Below are 16,760 nucleotides of genomic sequence, written 5' to 3'. Positions count from 1 at the left end.
TCTTCGGAATGAAACCGCGTGTGTTCTCGGCCGTGTGCCAGAATGCTGGCTCCCGACGTCAACAACTCAGACTCGCAAGACATGCGTCAACAAAAATTCTTGGAATCCGCGTGGCCGATGCTGGCCATCGTACTGGCTTTCGGGCTCTTCAATTTCTTCTTCGGCGAGAAGATTCTTCTTAACGAAGGGTTGGGTTGGGACGGCGCGCGCTATGCCGAAATGGTCAGGCGTCTGCCCGAGATGATCCATCTCGGCGAACTCAACACTTACTACGCTCAGCGGGTAGCGCCGCTGTTTGTGGTGCGCGCGCTGATGTTGCTCGCAGGTGTCTCGCTGGCCCCTTCGATCAACATCATTCACGCGTTCGAGATTTACAACCTCGCGCTGCTGCTACTCACGTGCTGGCTGTGGCACGGCCTGATGACTTCGGTCGGACTCGAATCCCGTTGGCGCTGGTTCGGCTTCCTGAGCCTGTTCTTTTCGTACGAAGCGGCAAAGCAAGGCTTCTACTATCCGGTGCTGACCGACATCACCGCGCTGCTGATTTCGGTACTGCTGCTGCGCTTCTACATTTCGTCCCGCCCGTTCGCAATTCTGGTCACCACGGTGGTCGGTGCCTTTGTGTGGCCGTTCGCGACCGTCGTCGGCGCTTGCCTGATCCTCCTTCCCCGGGCGGGCGCTCAGGCACCGGTCGCCAACGTTGCGTCGCGCGTCGCCAAACGCCCGTACACGCTTTATTTGTGGTGCGGTCTGGCCGTCGTGATGGCTGCGTGTGGTGCCGTGTACGCCTGGCTGTCGAACCAATACCCCGATGCCCCGCTCCGCTGCAACGTCCCGGACGTGATCACGACGTGGTTCGGCGGGCCGACGGTGACCTGCACCTGGTCGGCATTCGTCACGGGTATCCCGTCGGTCCTGTTGATGGCGGCAGCCAGTCTGACTCTGCTCGTGATGTGCGTGCGGCAATGGTCCGTCGGCACCCTGTGGCGGGCGGTGTCGCTCTATCGCGTCGTTCTCGCCGTCGCGGCGGGTGTCGTTCCCTATGTGATCCTCAAGCTCATTTCGAACCCGGCACTCCAGCCCCCGTCGGGCATTCGCGCGCTCCTCGAATTTATGTTGCTGCCGCCCGCCGGCAAATTTCTGTTGCCGTTCGTCACGCTCGGCGTCTTCTGGGGGCCGATGTTCCTGATCCTCATGCTGCGCTGGACGTCGGCCAGTCGTGCACTGTCCACGTTGGGGCCCGGTATTGCAGTGTCCGTCGCGCTGTCCTTGCCCCTCGGTCTGGCAAACGAGCCGCGGTTTCTCACGCTCTCGTGGCCGTTCTGCATCATCGGCGGGCTCTTCGTCCTGCGTGAGCTCGATGTCGGCCGCCGGTTTGCCACCCTGTTCGGCGCGCTCGTTCTGCTGACGGCACAGTTCTGGTTGCCACTGAACCGGCTCCCTTGGGAACCCATCGGCACGCCGCCCAAGTCGGACGCGCTGACGGCCACTTACTTCATGCACTACGGCCTCTGGATGGAATGGTTTCCGTACGTCGCGCAGGGGATCTGCATTGTGGTGGCGATGCTCTGGCTCAATGCGCTGATGCGTAAAAAAACAGCGAGCACCGCAGTGACGGGCACCGCAAAAGCCGCGCAATAGCCCGCAATAGCCGCACAAGCGCGGCCCCCATAAGTCAAAACGCCCGACGGGTCCGAAGACAGACCCGCCGGGCGTGCAGACTACGCGCCTAAACCTCGCTCAGCGCACACTTACGCCAGCAAACTTCTCAGCATCCACGCGTTCTTTTCGTGCAGTTGCATGCGCTGCGTGAGCAGGTCGGCGGTCGGCTCGTCCGAGGCCGCGTCGACGATAGGGAAGATGCCACGCGCGGTGCGCGTCACGGCTTCCTGCCCTTCGACCAGCTGACGAATCATCTCTTCGGCCGCAGGCACGCCTTCTGCCTCGGGAATCGATGACAGCTTCGCAAATTCCTTGTACGTGCCCGGTGCCGGGTAGCCAAGCGCACGGATACGCTCTGCGATCTGATCCACCGCCAGCGCGAGTTCGTTGTACTGCCCCTCGAACATCAGATGCAGCGTGTTGAACATCGGACCCGTCACGTTCCAGTGGAAGTTGTGCGTCTTCAGATACAACGTGTAAGTGTCTGCCAGCAGATGGCTCAAACCCTCTACGATGCGCTTGCGATCCTTGTCGCTGATACCGATGTTCACGCTCGCCACCAGGCTCGCATTGTTTTTCTTTGCCATGATTTGACTCCGTTTGCTGTGCCGTCTTCCGAAAACGCCGGAAGAAACGTCTGAAGAAACGTCGGAAGCGGCACTGAATAAAAAGACTCGACGGTGACCGGCATCGATCTCCGTATTTTCCTCAGGACGTTCGTCACGTCATTCCGGTTACACTGCGCCCTATCCGAATAAGTCAGCCGCGCCTGCTGCCAACCTCCCGTCGATGCCCATACGTCTCACCGGAACGTCGCACGCAAACGCCGTCGCTCAAGACGCCGCGCCTCCCGCCGAGCCGCTTCTGCCCCGCCAGCTTCTGGTGACGCCCGATGTCGCGTCGCGCTCACAGATCGCCGCCTTCGCCTCGCAACTCGCGCAGGCGCTCGCGCGCGGCACTCGTCTTGTCCAGCTGCGCAACCGTTCGCTCGATGCCGACGGTTACCGCGCGCTGGCGGAAAGCGCGTTGGCGCTCACTCACGCGGCCGGGGCGCAACTCATTCTGAATCCGCCGCACGATGTGGCCGACCGTTGGCTCGACGCTCCCCAGGGCATGCACGCCGGCACGATGCCGCAAGCCGATGGCTGGCATCTGACGAGCGAACGCCTCATGGCCTGCGAGTCGCGTCCGGCAGGCTGGAAACTGATGAGCGCCGCCTGTCACAACGCCGCGCAACTGGCGCAGGCTTCGCATCTGGGACTGGACTTCGTGACGCTGTCACCGGTGCTGGCCACCGCCACGCATCCGGAAGCGACGCCCCTCGGCTGGCCCGCCTTCACGGCACTCGCCGCGCAAACCACACTGCCCGTCTTCGCGCTCGGCGGCATGCGTGCCGAGACACTCAATACCGCCCGCAACGCTGGCGCTTATGGCATCGCCGCCATCCGCGCCTTCTGGCCCGCAGCCTGAAAATACCAGCACGGAGACGGTCAGCCCGTCCCCGCGACCTTGCTGCGCCGACTGAAGCACCGACTGAAGCTCCGGCAGACGCGCAGCCGGAACCCTCAACAGTGATGCCTTACTTCGCCAATGCCTCGCGTGCGGCGATCACGCCTTGCGCATACGCAGGATCAATCTTGGCGAAGTGCGCGATCTGGCGTTCGGCAACGTCGTCCGGCACCCCTTGCATCGATGCGGCAATGTTGCCGAACAGACGGCCCTTCTGCGCATCGTCGAACAAGCGGAACAGGGCGCGCGGCTGCGAGTAGTAATCGTCGTCTTCGCGATGATCGAAACGATCGGCCACGGCACCCACCGCCTGCTGCGGATCGCGATACTCGGCCTGCTCGGCAAATGCACCGTAACGATTCGGCTCGTAGTTCGGCGTGCTGCCCAGATTTCCGTCCACGCGCATCGCACCATCGCGATGGAAGCTGTGATGGAACGGGCACTTCGGCGCGTTCACGGGAATCGCACTGTGGTTCACCCCGAGGCGATAACGCTGCGTATCGCCGTACGAGAACAGACGCCCCTGCAACAAGCGGTCGGGCGAGAAGCTGATGCCCGGCACCACGTTGCCCGGATTGAACGCTGCCTGCTCCACGTCCGCAAAGTAGTTCTCCGGATTCCGGTTCAACTCCAGCACGCCGACGTCGATCAGCGGGTAATCCGCATGCGGCCACACCTTCGTGATGTCGAACGGGTTGTAGCGATACGTGGCGGCGTCCGCCTCCGGCATCACCTGCACCTGCATGCGCCAGCGCGGGAAGTTGCCGGTTTCGATGGCGTCGAACAGATCGCGCTGATGGCTTTCGCGATCGTCTGCCACGACCTGCGCCGCTTCGGCGTTCGTCAGATTCTCCACGCCCTGCATCGACTTGAAGTGGAACTTCACCCAGAACCGTTCGTTCGCCGCGTTGATGAAGCTGAACGTGTGCGAGCCGAAGCCGTGCTGCTGACGATAGTTCTTCGGAATACCGCGATCGCTCATCAGGATGGTGACCTGATGCAGCGACTCGGGCGAGCGCGACCAGAAATCCCAGGCGGCCGTGGGGCTGCGCATGTTGGTCTTCGGATCGCGTTTTTGCGTGTGGATGAAGTCGGGGAACTTGAGCGCGTCGCGAATGAAGAACACGGGTGTGTTGTTGCCCACGAGATCCCAGTTGCCTTCGTCGGTATAGAACTTCAGCGAGAAGCCGCGTACGTCGCGCTCGGCGTCAGCCGCACCGCGCTCACCTGCCACGGTCGAAAAACGCAGGAACACCGGCGTTTCCTTGCCGACAGATTCGAACACGCGGGCACGGGTGTACTTCGTGATGTCGTGCGTGATGGTCAGCTTGCCGAACGCGCCCGAGCCTTTCGCGTGCACGCGACGCTCCGGAATCACTTCACGGTCGAAGTGTGCGAGCTTTTCGATCAGCCAGACGTCTTGCAACAAGGCCGGGCCGCGCGGGCCGGCCGTTTGCGTGTTCTGGTTGTCGGTGACCGGCGCGCCTGCGGCGGTCGTGAGTTTCATCTTGTCGGACATTTGACGCTCTCCTGTTTCCTGATTCGTGATCGGACGATGGCTTGCGACTTGCGAAACTTGAGCCACTTAGGCACCCATCAGGGCGAAGTCGGCAAGTACGTGTTCCAGCGTGGTTTCGATGTCGTGCAAATAGGCCTTGAGTTGGGTCATTGCGGGCACCTCGAATGCGTCTTTGTACGGTAGGGATTCGCGCCTGGCGGCTCGGGCTTGTCTGTGTGGCCCGGTTTCAAGCGCGTGGGTGTAGATTAATTATTTATATTAAAACGGTCGAATTAATCGTTTTTATGTATGTTATAGGTAAAAGCAATACGCCGCGGCACGAGGCAGCGGCGTAGGGCTTTACAGCGGGATACATCGGAATACAGCGGAAGATGAGGACCGGCCGGAAGTGTCCGGTCCTGGGTGCGAGCCGTCAGACGTTAGTTGGACGTCGCGGGCAGATCGAGCGGGATGATGCCCGGCAGATCGCACTTGGCGATCGCCTGCGCCACCGCCTCGATGGCTGGCAGACGCGTGAAGCTCTTGCGCCACGCGAGCACGACGCGACGGTCCGGCACCGGTGCCGAGAACGGCACATAGCTCAGCAGGCTGTCCGGCGCCTGCTTTTCGGGCACGGACGTCTTCGGCAACACCGTAATGCCCACGCCGCTCGCAACCATATGGCGAATCGTTTCGAGCGACGAGCCTTCGAACGTCTTCTGGATGCCGTCGGCGTTCTGCGAGAAGCGCATCAGTTCCGGGCACACGCCCAGCACGTGATCGCGAAAGCAATGGCCGCTGCCGAGCAGCAGCATCGTTTCTTGCTTGAGGTCGCCCGCATCGATACGCTCGCGGCCCGCCCACGGGTGCGAGCGCGGCAGCGCCACAACGAACGGCTCGTCATAGAGCGGGCGCACCATCAGGCCGCTCTCCGGGAACGGCAGCGCCATGATGGCGGCGTCGATTTCGCCTTGCTTGAGCAACTCGATGAGCTTGAGCGTGTAGTTCTCCTGCAGCATCAGCGGCATCTGCGGCGTGGTCTCGATCATCTGTTTGACGAGTGCCGGCAGCAGATACGGTCCGATCGTGTAGATCACTCCAAGACGCAGCGGACCGGCGAGCGGGTCGCGTCCCTGCTTGGCGATTTCCTTGATGGCGATGGTTTGTTCGAGCACGCGCTGTGCCTGCGCCACGATCTGCTCGCCGAGCGGCGTCACGCTGACTTCCGCCGCGCCGCGCTCGAAAATCTGAACGTTCAGCTCGTCTTCGAGCTTCTTGATGGCCACCGAGAGCGTCGGCTGGCTGACGAAACAGGCTTCCGCCGCGCGACCGAAATGGCGTTCACGTGCCACCGCCACGATGTACTTGAGTTCCGTGAGGGTCATGTCGTCCTAACCTGTGTAAATTAATCGAACCGATGAAATCGATAGATTTTGTTTTTTATAGCACAATCGAGCGGCAATTGCCCGTTTTCGACCGCGCGCGGGCGACGTCCTTCCCGTGAACGTCACACGCTGCGGCTGCCACGCCTCGTGGCCGTCAGGCTTTCAGATAGTCTTCACGCGCGCCGAGCCATCGCTCCAGATGCGCGGCGACCGCACCCGGATGCGACTTCAGCAGCGCATCGGCAGCTTCCTGCGCGCCCGGAATCATCCAGGCGTCCTCGTTGAGATCGACGAAGCGCAGCATGGCCGCGCCCGACTGACGTGCGCCGAGAAACTCGCCGGGGCCACGGATTTCCAGATCGCGTCGGGCGATGATGAAGCCGTCGGTGGTTTCGCGCATCGTCTGCAAACGGGCTTTTGCGCCCATCGACAGCGGCGAGGCGTACATCAGCAAACAGACCGATTCGGCGGAGCCGCGACCGACGCGTCCACGCAGTTGGTGCAATTGCGCGAGACCGAAGCGCTCGGCGTGTTCGATCACCATGAGTGACGCGTTGGGGACATCCACGCCCACTTCGATGACGGTCGTCGCTACCAGCAAATGCGTGTCGCCGCGCGTGAAGTCCTCCATCACGGCGGCCTTCTCCGCAGGCGACAGACGTCCATGCACCAACCCCACCCGCAACTCCGGCAACGCCGCTACCAGTTGCGCGTGCGTATCGACAGCCGTCTGCAACTGCAGTGCCTCGCTCTCCTCGATCAGCGGACAGACCCAATACACCTGACGCCCCGCCAGCGCCGCCGCGCGCACCCGGTCGATCACTTCCGGGCGGCGCGTGTCGCTGATGAGCTTCGTCACGACGGGGCTACGACCGGGCGGCAGTTCGTCGATGACGGAGACGTCGAGATCGGCGTAGTACGTCATGGCGAGCGTGCGCGGGATCGGCGTGGCGCTCATCATCAACTGATGGGGCATGGCGTTCGGGCCCATGCCAGCGGTCTGCATCTTGCTGCGTAGCGCAAGCCGTTGCGCGACACCGAAGCGGTGCTGTTCGTCGACGACCGCCATGCCGAGACGCGCGAACGTGACTGTGTCCTGAATGATGGCGTGCGTACCGATGACGAGCTGCGCTTCGCCGCTGGCCACGCGTGCCAGCGCTTCGCGCTTTTCCTTCGCCTTCATGCTGCCCGCGAGCCACGCGACTTCCACACCCAGCGGCGTGAGCCACGCCGAGAGCTTGCGCAGATGCTGCTCGGCGAGGATTTCGGTCGGCGCCATGATCGCAGCCTGAAAGCCGGCGTCGATGGCTTGTGCGGCGGCGAGTGCGGCGATGATCGTCTTGCCGCTGCCGACGTCGCCTTGCAGCAGACGCTGCATCGGATGCGCTTCGGCCAGATCGGCGCGGATCTCCGCCCAGACGCGCTGCTGCGCGCCCGTCAGTTTGAACGGCAGTGCGGCTTCGAAACGTTCGAGCAAACCGCCTTTGATGTGCTCACCCAGCGACGGGGCACGCAACCGGCGACGTGCCGCCTGCGCCCGTTTGAGTGAGAGTTGTTGCGCGAGCAATTCCTCGCACTTGATGCGTAACCACGCAGGATGCGAACGCTCCATGAGCGCCGTCTCCGACACGTTCGGCGGTGGCGCGTGCAGCAAATGCACGGCGTCGGCCAATGCAGGCAATGGATGGTCAGGACCGATGGCGTCTTGCAGCAAGCCCGGCGGCAGCAGTTCGGGCAGCGGCGTTCGATCCATCGCGTTGTGGATCGCTTTACGCAGGTAGGCCTGCGACAGGCCGGCGGCGCTCGGATAGACCGGCGTCAGCGACTCGGGCAGCGGCGCGGCGGCGTCCTGTACCACGCGGTAGGCTGGGTGGACCATCTCCAGACCGAAGAACCCGCCGCGCACTTCGCCACGCACGCGCACCCGCGTGCCGATGGCGAGCTGTTTTTGCTGACTGCCGTAAAAATTCAGAAAACGCAGCACCAGCTCATGGCCTTCGTCGGCGATGCGTACGACCCACTGACGTCGCGGACGGTAAGCGACGTCGCTCGCTGTGACCACGCCTTCGACCTGCGCAAGCTCGCTCGGCAGCACTTCGCCGATCTTGCGCAGCGTGGTTTCGTCCTCGTAACGCATCGGCAGATGCAGGATCAGATCGATGTCGCGCTTGAGGCCCAGCTTGGCGAGCTTGTCGGCGCTGCCGGCCGCTTTCTTTGCGGCGGGCTTGGCGTCTTTCGCGGACTTGGCGGACTTGGCGGACTTACTGGTTTTGGTGGCGCGCTTCGCCGCTTTCGTTGCTTTCCCCGCAGGACGGGCGTCGGCGTCGGCCTGCGCGCTTGCAGCAGCATCGGCAAGGTCCACGAGGTCGGCGGAGGCGTCGTCAGGCGCGGTGGCGGGCATTCTGCGTTCGGTCATGCAGTCGCGATTGGGAGTTCGGAGGCATTCCGCCGAACCAAGTAAAATGTCGGTTGCTACGCATTGTAAACGCTGATGTATACCCTTTCCGATTTCGATTTCGACCTGCCGCCCGAACTGATCGCGCAGACCGCGCTCACCGAGCGTACCGCCAGCCGCTTGCTGGAGGTCGACGGCAGCGTCACGCCGCCGCACCTGTACGACCGCAGCTTCGCCGATCTGCCCAGCCTACTCGCCCCCGGCGACCTGCTCGTGTTCAACGACACGCGCGTCATCAAGGCGCGCCTGTTCGGCCAGAAGGCCAGCGGCGGCAAGATCGAGGTGCTCGTCGAGCGCGTGATCGACAACCGCACCGTGCTGGCACAAATTCGCGCCAGCAAGAGCCCCGCGCCCGGCACCGTCCTGCATCTGGCGGATGCCTTCGACGTCACCGTCGGTGAGCGCGTCGAGCCGTTCTACACGCTGCACTTCCCCGAAGACTGCTACACGCTGCTGGAAACCTACGGCCGTCTGCCGCTGCCGCCGTACATCGAACACGATGCCGACGCCGCCGACGAGACCCGTTACCAGACCGTCTACGCCCGCAATCCGGGTGCCGTGGCCGCGCCGACGGCCGGTCTGCACTTCGACGACGCCCTCTTCGCCCGTCTCGACGCCCTCGGCGTCCAACGCGCCACGCTGACCCTGCACGTGGGTGCGGGCACGTTCCAGCCGGTGCGCGTAGACAACATCGGCGAACACAAGATGCACTCGGAGTGGTATGAGATCACGCCCGCACTGGTTGACGCCATCGCCGCCACCCGTGCACGCGGCGGCCGCGTGATCGCCGTCGGCACGACGTCGATGCGCGCGCTGGAATCGGGCGCGCAGGCCGCGCTCGCCGCCGGAGGCGCACCGGGCACGCTGCGCGCCGGCAGCGCCGAGACGGACATCTTCATCACGCCGGGTTACCGCTTCCAACTGGTCGACCGGCTCGTGACCAACTTCCACCTGCCCAAGTCCACGCTGCTCATGCTCGTGTCGGCGTTCTCGGGCATGGAGACGATCCGCGCGGCCTATCGCCACGCCATCGAGCAGCGTTATCGCTTCTTCAGCTATGGCGACGCGATGATCCTCTCGCGCGTAGAGATTCAGGACACCCCGAAGGCTGCCGCCTGAATCCCGGACGGCCGTGGCGTCCAAGGCCGTCCGACCAAGTACAATACCGCCTTGGCCACGCATGGGGCGCTGGCCGCTTTTTTCACGTCCCGCGCGGGCGCCGGCTTGTTTTGCCGGTGGTGCCGGGGCGCACGACACATGCTCAAGTTCGAACTCATTACCACCGACGGGCAAGCCCGCCGGGGGCGCGTCACGCTCAACCACGGTGTGGTCGAGACGCCCATCTTCATGCCCGTCGGCACCTACGGCTCGGTCAAGGCGATGTCGCCGGTCGAACTCGTCGAGAACAACGCCCAGATCATCCTCGGCAATACCTTCCACCTCTGGCTGCGCCCGGGACTGGAGACGATTGCCGCGCACGGTGGCCTGCACCGCTTCATGGGCTGGGATCGTCCGATTCTCACGGATTCGGGCGGTTTTCAGGTGTTCAGCCTCGGCGATCTGCGCAAGATCAGCGAAGAAGGCGTGAAATTTGCGTCGCCCGTGAACGGCGACCGCCTCTTCCTCTCGCCAGAGATCTCGATGCAGATCCAGCACGTGCTCAATTCGGACATCGTCATGCAGTTCGACGAATGCACGCCGTACGAGATCGACGGCCGTCCGGCCACGGAAGTCGAGGCCGGCCAGTCCATGCGCATGTCGCTGCGCTGGGCCAAACGCTCCATCGACGAATTCAACCGTCTTGAGAACCCGAACGCGCTGTTCGGCATCGTTCAGGGCGGCATGTACGAGCATTTGCGCGACGAATCGCTCGCCGGGCTGTCGGAACTGGACTTCCACGGCTACGCCATCGGCGGGCTGTCGGTCGGCGAGCCGAAGGAAGACATGATGCGTGTGCTGGAGCACGTGGCGCCGCGTCTGCCCGCAAACAAGCCCCACTACCTGATGGGCGTGGGCACGCCGGAAGATCTGGTGGCCGGTGTGGCCGCCGGCGTCGACATGTTCGACTGCGTGATGCCCACCCGCAATGCGCGTAATGGCTGGCTGTTCACGCGTTTCGGCGATCTGAAGATCCGCAATGCGTCGCACAAGACCGATACGCGCCCGCTGGACGAAACTTGCGGCTGTTACGCCTGTCGAAACTTCTCGCGCGCCTATCTGCACCACTTGCAGCGAGCCGGGGAGATTCTGGGCGCGCGGCTCAACACCATCCATAACCTGCATTACTATCTCACGCTGATGCAGGAAATCCGGGATGCCATCGAAGCGCACCAATTCGACGCGTTCGTCGCCAAATTCAAGGCCGATCGCGCCCGCGGCGTGCAGTAACGTGGCTGGTGCGTCGAGGCGTTTGGCTCGGCCACCGAATCCCCCGGGAACGGGGTCGGGCAGTGGTAAAATGCCGGGCTTGGATGCTGCATCCTCGCACCGAAACACACGCCGCGCGTGTCCTGAGACCGGCCACACGCGGCTTTTACACGTCTTACATAAGGAGAACCGAACGTGCTGATTTCCGAAGCCTTCGCGCAGACCGCTGGCGCCAGCGCCAGCCCCCTGGGCAACCTGACGAGCTTCCTGCCGCTCGTGCTGATGTTCGTGGTGCTGTACTTCATCATGATCCGTCCGCAGATGAAGCGTCAGAAAGAGACCCGCAACATGCTGGCAGCACTCGCCAAGGGCGACGAAGTCGTGACCTCGGGTGGCCTGGCCGGTCGTATCTCGAAGGTCGGCGAAACCTTCGTGACCGTTGAAATCGCCGACAATGTCGAGATCAACGTGCAGAAGGGCGCTATCACCACGTTGCTGCCGAAGGGCACCATCAAGGCGCTCTGATCGTTTGCACCACCGCACGCGGCCGCCCTTACCGGCGGCCGCAGTGCATGGCGACGCCGGTCTATACGTCCTGCGTTGCCATGCAAGACGGTCTGAAGCACGGTTTGCCACGAGGCATCACCCTAGCCCGCTGCTATGAATCGCTATCCTCTCTGGAAGTACATCGTCATTCTGGTGGCTCTTGCCATCGGGGTGCTCTACACGCTGCCGAACCTGTTCGGTGAAACACCGGCGGTACAGATTTCCAGCGTCAAGGCGACCGTCAAGGTCGATCCCTCGACGCTCTCGCGCGCCGAAGACGCGCTCAAGGCACAGAACATCGCCTATACCGGCGCGGTGTTCGACAGCACGGGCAACAACCCGAGCGTGCGTATCCGCTTTGCCGATACCGACACGCAGCTGCGCGCCAAGGATCTGCTCCAGACGTCGCTGAACACGGACGCGACCGATCCGACCTTCGTCGTCGCACTCAACCTGCTCTCGGCCTCGCCGGAATGGCTCTCCAAAATCCACGCGCTGCCGATGTACCTCGGTCTCGACCTGCGTGGCGGTGTGCACTTCCTGCTGCAAGTCGACATGGCCGGTGCCATCACCAAGCGTCTGGATGCGTCTGCCGCTGACGCGCGTACGCTGCTGCGTGACAAGAACATCCGCCACAACGGCGTGACGCGCACGGACACCGGCATCGAAGCCGCTTTCAGCTCGCAGGCGGACGCCGAGCGCGCCCGCAGCGCGCTGAGCGACGGCCTGCCCGACCTCTCCTACACCACGCAGCCCGCTGCGAACGGCGCGTTCAAGGTCGTGGGCGCGTTCACGGAAGCCGCCCGCCGCGCGGTGCAGGACAACGCCGTCAAGCAGAACATCGTCACGCTGCATAACCGGGTGAACGAACTCGGCGTGGCCGAACCGGTGATTCAGCAGGAAGGTCCGGACCGCATCGTCGTGCAGCTGCCCGGCGTGCAGGACACCGCCAAGGCCAAGGACATCATCGGACGTACGGCGACGCTCGAAGCACGTCTGGCTGATCCGGATGCCCCGCGCATCGTGTCGGCCGACACGCCGGTGCCGCCGCAGGACGAACTGTTCCTGCACGGCAACGGTGCGCCGGTCCTGCTCAAGCGTCAGGTGATCTTCAGCGGCGACCGCATCACGAGCGCCTCGGCCGGTTTCGACGATCACCAGCAACCGTCGGTCAACATCAAGCTCGACGCCGCCGGTGGCCGCGTGCTGCGCGACGTCTCGCGCGACAACATCGGCAAGCCGATGGCCATCGTGCTGTTCGAGAAGGGCAAGGGCGAAGTGCTGACGGTGGCGACCATCCGCGGCGAACTGGGCCAAAGCTTCCAGATCACCGGCATGGGTTCGGCACAGGGCGCGAACGATCTGGCGCTGCTGCTGCGCGCCGGTTCGCTCGCCGCACCGATGGAAATCATCGAAGAACGTACGATTGGCCCGAGCCTCGGTGCCGACAACATCCATAAGGGTGTCGACTCGGTGATGTATGGCTTCCTCGCCATCGCCGTGTTCATGATGGCGTATTACATGCTGTTCGGCGTGTTCTCGGTCATCGCACTGATGTTCAACCTGCTGCTGCTCGTGGCCGCGCTCTCGTTGATGCAAGCCACGCTCACGCTGCCGGGTATTGCCGCTATCGCGCTCACGCTCGGTATGGCCATCGACGCGAACGTGCTGATCAACGAACGTATCCGTGAAGAGTTGCGCGGTGGTGCGTCGGCCCAGAAGGCGATTTCGCTGGGCTTCGAACACGCCTGGGCGACGATTCTGGATTCGAACGTGACCACGCTCATCGCCGGTCTGGCGCTGCTGGCCTTCGGTTCGGGCCCGGTGCGCGCGTTCGCTGTGGTGCACTGCCTGGGTATTCTGACCTCGATGTTCTCCGCCGTGTTCTTCTCGCGCGGTCTGGTCAACCTGTGGTACGGCGGCCGTCGCAAGCTCAAGTCGCTGGCGATCGGTCAGGTCTGGCGCCCGGACGGTGCGACGAACGCACCCGACGCAGGCGAGCAATAACCGCAGGCGCGAGAGGAAACAGTCATGGAATTTTTCCGCATCAAGAAAGACGTGCCGTTCATGCGGCATGCCCTGATCTTCAACATCGTCTCGGCGCTCACGTTCGTGGCGGCGGTGTTCTTCCTGCTCACGCGGGGCTTGCACCTGTCGATCGAGTTCACCGGCGGTACGGTCATGGAAGTGGCCTACACGCAGGCGGCCGATCTCGAGAAGATCCGTGGCGAAGTCGGCAAGCTCGGCTATCGCGACGTGCAGGTGCAGAGCTTCGGCACCTCGCGCGACGTGATGATCCGTCTGCCGATTCAGAACAGTCCGGACGGCAAGCAGGTCACCAGCGCGCAGCAAAGCGATGCCGTGATGACCGCGCTCAAGGCCGACGCCCCCGACGTGTCGCTGCGTCGCGTGGAATTCGTCGGTCCGCAGATCGGGCATGAGCTGTTCACGGACGGTCTGCTGGCGCTGACCTTCGTGGTCGTCGGCATCATCATCTACCTGTCGTTCCGCTTCGAATGGAAATTCGCCGTAGCGGGCGTGATCGCCAACTTGCACGACGTGGTGATCATTCTCGGCTTCTTCGCGTTCTTCCAGTGGGAGTTCTCGCTAGCGGTGCTCGCGGGGGTGTTGGCGGTGCTGGGCTACTCGGTGAACGAATCGGTCGTTATCTTCGACCGGATTCGCGAGACGTTCCGCAAGATGCGCAAGGCGACGGTGCAGGAAGTCATCGACCACGCCATTACGACGACGATGTCGCGGACCATCATTACGCACGCGAGTACGGAAATGATGGTGCTGTCGATGTTCTTCTTCGGCGGCCAGACGCTGCACTACTTCGCACTCGCCCTGACCGTGGGTATTCTGTTCGGTATCTACTCGTCGGTGTTCGTGGCCGCAGCGCTTGCGATGTGGTTCGGCGTGAAGCGCGAAGACCTCATCAAGCATGGCAGCAAGGATGACGAAGAAGGGCTGGATCGCAACGATCCGAACTTCGGCGCACGTGTCTGATTCACGCGTCGCTCACGAAAAAGCCGCCGGCATGTCCGGCGGTTTTTTTTCGTCCGTCGCCTGGACGCTATTCCTTTGAAGCAGCGGGCGCAGGCCTCGTCAGTCGTTGCATCTCCCCAAACCATTCCGACAGCGCGAGCGACGTGTTGGCGTGTGCGGCTTGCTGCCCGAGCAAATCGGCGTCGCCGCCTTCTCCGTGGGTATAGCGCACGCCACTGCGCAGATCCTGCGCCCCTGCCGTGGAGAACAGATAGCGCTGTTGGGCCACCGCATAGCGACGTGCCGTCGGCACCACACCGAACAGCGGTTCACCGAACCCCACGTAAGGCGCGTCCGAAAGGGCGAGATGATAGAGCGTGGGGAAGATGTCGCGATGGCCGACGAAGTCGTCCAGCCGCAGCGGCCCGATCGGCTCATACGCACGCGGCACGCGGAAATAGATCGGCACGTGATAGCGCTCGAACGGCGAGAGCGACGCGTTATCGAGATCGCGCCATTGCGGCGCACGATGATCGCCCGTCGCCACCAGAATCGTGCGCGAACGCATCGGTGAGTATTTCAGACGGTCGATGAAGTCGCCGAGTGCATCCATCGCGTAGCGATAAGCGCGCACGCCGCGCTGACGTTCGTCCCGCTCGGCAGCGTTGGCGGGTGAGGCGCGCCATCCCCTCGTCAGGTCGAACGGGCCGGTCGCCGCATCGTCGGGCACGTTGAAAGGCCAGTGGTTGCTCATCGTCAGCGCGAAGACGAACAACGGTTGACCGCGCGCGTCGGCGTCCTCCAGCATGTCGTGCACATAGCGCCAGAGATAGCCGTCGTACACACCGTAAGTGCCGGTGTCGGCTTGTGGATAGCGCGCGACGATATCGGCCTGCGTGATCACGTCGTCAAACCCTTGCTGACGCATGACACGGTCGATATGCCGCCACGTACGTGCGCCGCCGTAGACGAATACCGTTCGATACCCCTTTTGCTGAAACGGTCGGACGGCGGCGGACGTGAAGGACACCGGCACCGCACTGTCCGTCAGCATCAACGACGGGCTACCGCTATTGATCAGAAGATGTTCAAGCGTGGAGATCGTATCGGAGCGTGCCGCGACGGCGTGCCGGAACCACCATCCGGCATCCAGATGTCTGCGCATCGCGCCTGCGATGGGAAACCCGTCGGCGTCGAGCGACAGGCCGTAGCCGCCCCACCCTTCCATCAATCCGAAGATGACATGCGGCGGATGCGCCTCCAACATCGCGTTGGGCGGCGTGCGATGCCACGCAGCGCGCTGAAGGGCCGCTGTCGGGTCGTACACATGCGTATCACCGCTTCCCTTACCCTCATCACCGCCATCAACCTCGTCGCCTGGGCCTTCAACGCGCAAGGCGCGGGCAAGCGCAGCGGCATCGTCGAAGCCGTGCGACTTCAGCGCACGTTTCGGACTGTCTGCCTGCCCGGGCGCTTCCCGCCTTTGCCGGAACGCAAGGTAAAGCCGCACGGGCGTGTTGACGAGCAGGTCGTCGAGGATCGGACGTCGCGCCACGCTGACCCCCTCCTGCGTTGTCAGCCGCGCAGCAGGCTTGCCACAGGCGGTAAACAACAGCGTCGCAACCACAGCGATCTGCACGGTTGCGTCGCGCCACGTTGCCCGTCGCTGCGGGACTAGCGTCAAGCGCAGGGTGCACCACGTCTGCATGAGCGCGAGCCCTAACGCGCACAGCAACGCCGTGCCCACAGGAAGCAGACGCGCTGCGGCGTTCATGGCGATGCCGACATCGTCGTCGAAAATGCTGAAGATCTGAGAGCCGAACGGCACACCGAAGTAGCGCAGGTAGTAGTGTTCCGTCAGCCCCGCTGCATTCACCATGACAAACCAGAGCACGACGCCTGCGACAAATGTCGCCCGCATGGCAGGTGTCGACGCCAACATCGCCCGTCCGATCGCCAGCGGCAGCAGCCACACCAACATTCCCCAACTGCTCAGCAGGGCGTCGTAGCGCGCGCCGTACCAGAGCCAGAGCATCCATTCATGCGCACTCGTGGTGACGACGGTGTGCTGCGCGTCTGGCGTGAGCGCCATGACGCCGAAACCACGGATCAGCAGATTGCCAAGCCACGTCGCGAGCATGACGACCGCACATAGGCGTAGTAAGCAGGGGAGTCGGGGAGCGGCTGACGAGGCGAGCGTCGCCGCCGGGATGTCGGCAGACGTGGGAGTCATGGCTGGACGGCCCTTTGCGCGGGCGCAAACGGGACCTGCGTGGAGATGGCTGCCAGCCTGACAGCGAATATCAGGCTCCCGATGCGGGTGGTTTCACAACGTGCGTGCCCCCTGTCG

At 63.4% G+C, this 16,760-nt stretch carries 12 protein-coding genes; 7 read left to right on the top strand and 5 right to left on the bottom strand.

Annotated elements, in window-relative coordinates; genetic code table 11:
- Positions 1 to 117 precede the first annotated feature (117 nt).
- Complete coding sequence (locus NTU39_RS05180) at positions 118 to 1,641, top strand: hypothetical protein (RefSeq protein ID WP_257959361.1); 1,524 nt, start codon at positions 118 to 120, stop codon at positions 1,639 to 1,641.
- Positions 1,642 to 1,751: 110 nt separating this feature from the next.
- Here the strand turns inward: NTU39_RS05180 and NTU39_RS05175 are convergent, their stop codons facing one another.
- Positions 1,752 to 2,249: a Dps family protein gene (locus NTU39_RS05175; RefSeq protein WP_150666730.1), complete on the bottom strand. Its 498-nt coding sequence runs from the start codon at positions 2,247 to 2,249 to the stop codon at positions 1,752 to 1,754.
- Between the two features lie 202 nt (positions 2,250 to 2,451).
- Here NTU39_RS05175 and NTU39_RS05170 point away from each other — a divergent pair, with 202 nt between their 5' ends.
- On the top strand, positions 2,452 to 3,132 hold the full coding sequence (locus NTU39_RS05170) for a thiamine phosphate synthase (RefSeq protein WP_150666731.1): 681 nt from the start codon (positions 2,452 to 2,454) through the stop codon (positions 3,130 to 3,132).
- 109 nt (positions 3,133 to 3,241) lie between these two features.
- On the opposite strand, the gene NTU39_RS05165 is transcribed toward NTU39_RS05170, so the two are convergent.
- The 3 genes from NTU39_RS05165 to recG form a co-directional block, all read right to left on the bottom strand.
- Positions 3,242 to 4,690, bottom strand: coding sequence for a catalase (locus NTU39_RS05165; RefSeq protein ID WP_150666732.1), 1,449 nt, complete (start codon positions 4,688 to 4,690; stop codon positions 3,242 to 3,244).
- A 419-nt stretch (positions 4,691 to 5,109) separates the two neighbouring features.
- Entirely contained in the window at positions 5,110 to 6,054 is a 945-nt protein-coding gene (locus tag NTU39_RS05160) for a LysR substrate-binding domain-containing protein (RefSeq protein ID WP_039396318.1), read from the bottom strand.
- Between the two features lie 154 nt (positions 6,055 to 6,208).
- Positions 6,209 to 8,470: an ATP-dependent DNA helicase RecG gene (recG, locus tag NTU39_RS05155; protein WP_150666733.1), complete on the bottom strand. Its 2,262-nt coding sequence runs from the start codon at positions 8,468 to 8,470 to the stop codon at positions 6,209 to 6,211.
- 75 nt (positions 8,471 to 8,545) lie between these two features.
- Here recG and queA point away from each other — a divergent pair, with 75 nt between their 5' ends.
- The 5 genes from queA (at position 8,546) to secF (ending at position 14,431) form a co-directional block, all read left to right on the top strand.
- A complete protein-coding gene (gene queA, locus NTU39_RS05150) occupies positions 8,546 to 9,628 on the top strand; it encodes a tRNA preQ1(34) S-adenosylmethionine ribosyltransferase-isomerase QueA (protein ID WP_257959360.1) in 1,083 nt (360 codons plus the stop codon).
- 138 nt (positions 9,629 to 9,766) lie between these two features.
- Positions 9,767 to 10,897, top strand: a complete 1,131-nt coding sequence (gene tgt, locus NTU39_RS05145; RefSeq protein ID WP_039396307.1) for a tRNA guanosine(34) transglycosylase Tgt — start codon at positions 9,767 to 9,769, stop codon at positions 10,895 to 10,897.
- 174 nt (positions 10,898 to 11,071) lie between these two features.
- Positions 11,072 to 11,401 (top strand): preprotein translocase subunit YajC, encoded by a 330-nt coding sequence (gene yajC, locus NTU39_RS05140; RefSeq protein WP_150575699.1) that lies wholly within the window; start codon positions 11,072 to 11,074, stop codon positions 11,399 to 11,401.
- 135 nt (positions 11,402 to 11,536) lie between these two features.
- Complete coding sequence (gene secD / locus NTU39_RS05135; RefSeq protein WP_150666735.1) at positions 11,537 to 13,429, top strand: protein translocase subunit SecD; 1,893 nt, start codon at positions 11,537 to 11,539, stop codon at positions 13,427 to 13,429.
- Between the two features lie 24 nt (positions 13,430 to 13,453).
- Positions 13,454 to 14,431 (top strand): protein translocase subunit SecF, encoded by a 978-nt coding sequence (gene secF / locus NTU39_RS05130; RefSeq protein ID WP_150666736.1) that lies wholly within the window; start codon positions 13,454 to 13,456, stop codon positions 14,429 to 14,431.
- Positions 14,432 to 14,498: 67 nt separating this feature from the next.
- On the opposite strand, the gene NTU39_RS05125 is transcribed toward secF, so the two are convergent.
- Positions 14,499 to 16,643, bottom strand: a complete 2,145-nt coding sequence (locus tag NTU39_RS05125; RefSeq protein ID WP_257959359.1) for an LTA synthase family protein — start codon at positions 16,641 to 16,643, stop codon at positions 14,499 to 14,501.
- Positions 16,644 to 16,760: the final 117 nt, after the last annotated feature.

The organism is Pandoraea commovens (genome assembly GCF_024704525.1).
GTDB lineage: Bacteria > Pseudomonadota > Gammaproteobacteria > Burkholderiales > Burkholderiaceae > Pandoraea > Pandoraea commovens.
Note: the sequence above shows the minus strand (reverse complement) of the source record. Positions and strands in the feature narration are given on the sequence as shown.

What these genes read in the sequence shown, in the direction of transcription:
- NTU39_RS05180 (WP_257959361.1), top strand. Translation starts at nt 118, where the DNA reads ATGCTGGCCATCGTACTGGCTTTCGGGCTCTTCAATTTCTTCTTCGGC.
- NTU39_RS05175 (WP_150666730.1), bottom strand. Translation starts at nt 2,249, where the DNA reads ATGGCAAAGAAAAACAATGCGAGCCTGGTGGCGAGCGTGAACATCGGT.
- NTU39_RS05170 (WP_150666731.1), top strand. Translation starts at nt 2,452, where the DNA reads ATGCCCATACGTCTCACCGGAACGTCGCACGCAAACGCCGTCGCTCAA.
- NTU39_RS05165 (WP_150666732.1), bottom strand. Translation starts at nt 4,690, where the DNA reads ATGTCCGACAAGATGAAACTCACGACCGCCGCAGGCGCGCCGGTCACC.
- NTU39_RS05160 (WP_039396318.1), bottom strand. Translation starts at nt 6,054, where the DNA reads ATGACCCTCACGGAACTCAAGTACATCGTGGCGGTGGCACGTGAACGC.
- recG (WP_150666733.1), bottom strand. Translation starts at nt 8,470, where the DNA reads ATGACCGAACGCAGAATGCCCGCCACCGCGCCTGACGACGCCTCCGCC.
- queA (WP_257959360.1), top strand. Translation starts at nt 8,546, where the DNA reads ATGTATACCCTTTCCGATTTCGATTTCGACCTGCCGCCCGAACTGATC.
- tgt (WP_039396307.1), top strand. Translation starts at nt 9,767, where the DNA reads ATGCTCAAGTTCGAACTCATTACCACCGACGGGCAAGCCCGCCGGGGG.
- secD (WP_150666735.1), top strand. Translation starts at nt 11,537, where the DNA reads ATGAATCGCTATCCTCTCTGGAAGTACATCGTCATTCTGGTGGCTCTT.
- secF (WP_150666736.1), top strand. Translation starts at nt 13,454, where the DNA reads ATGGAATTTTTCCGCATCAAGAAAGACGTGCCGTTCATGCGGCATGCC.
- NTU39_RS05125 (WP_257959359.1), bottom strand. Translation starts at nt 16,643, where the DNA reads ATGACTCCCACGTCTGCCGACATCCCGGCGGCGACGCTCGCCTCGTCA.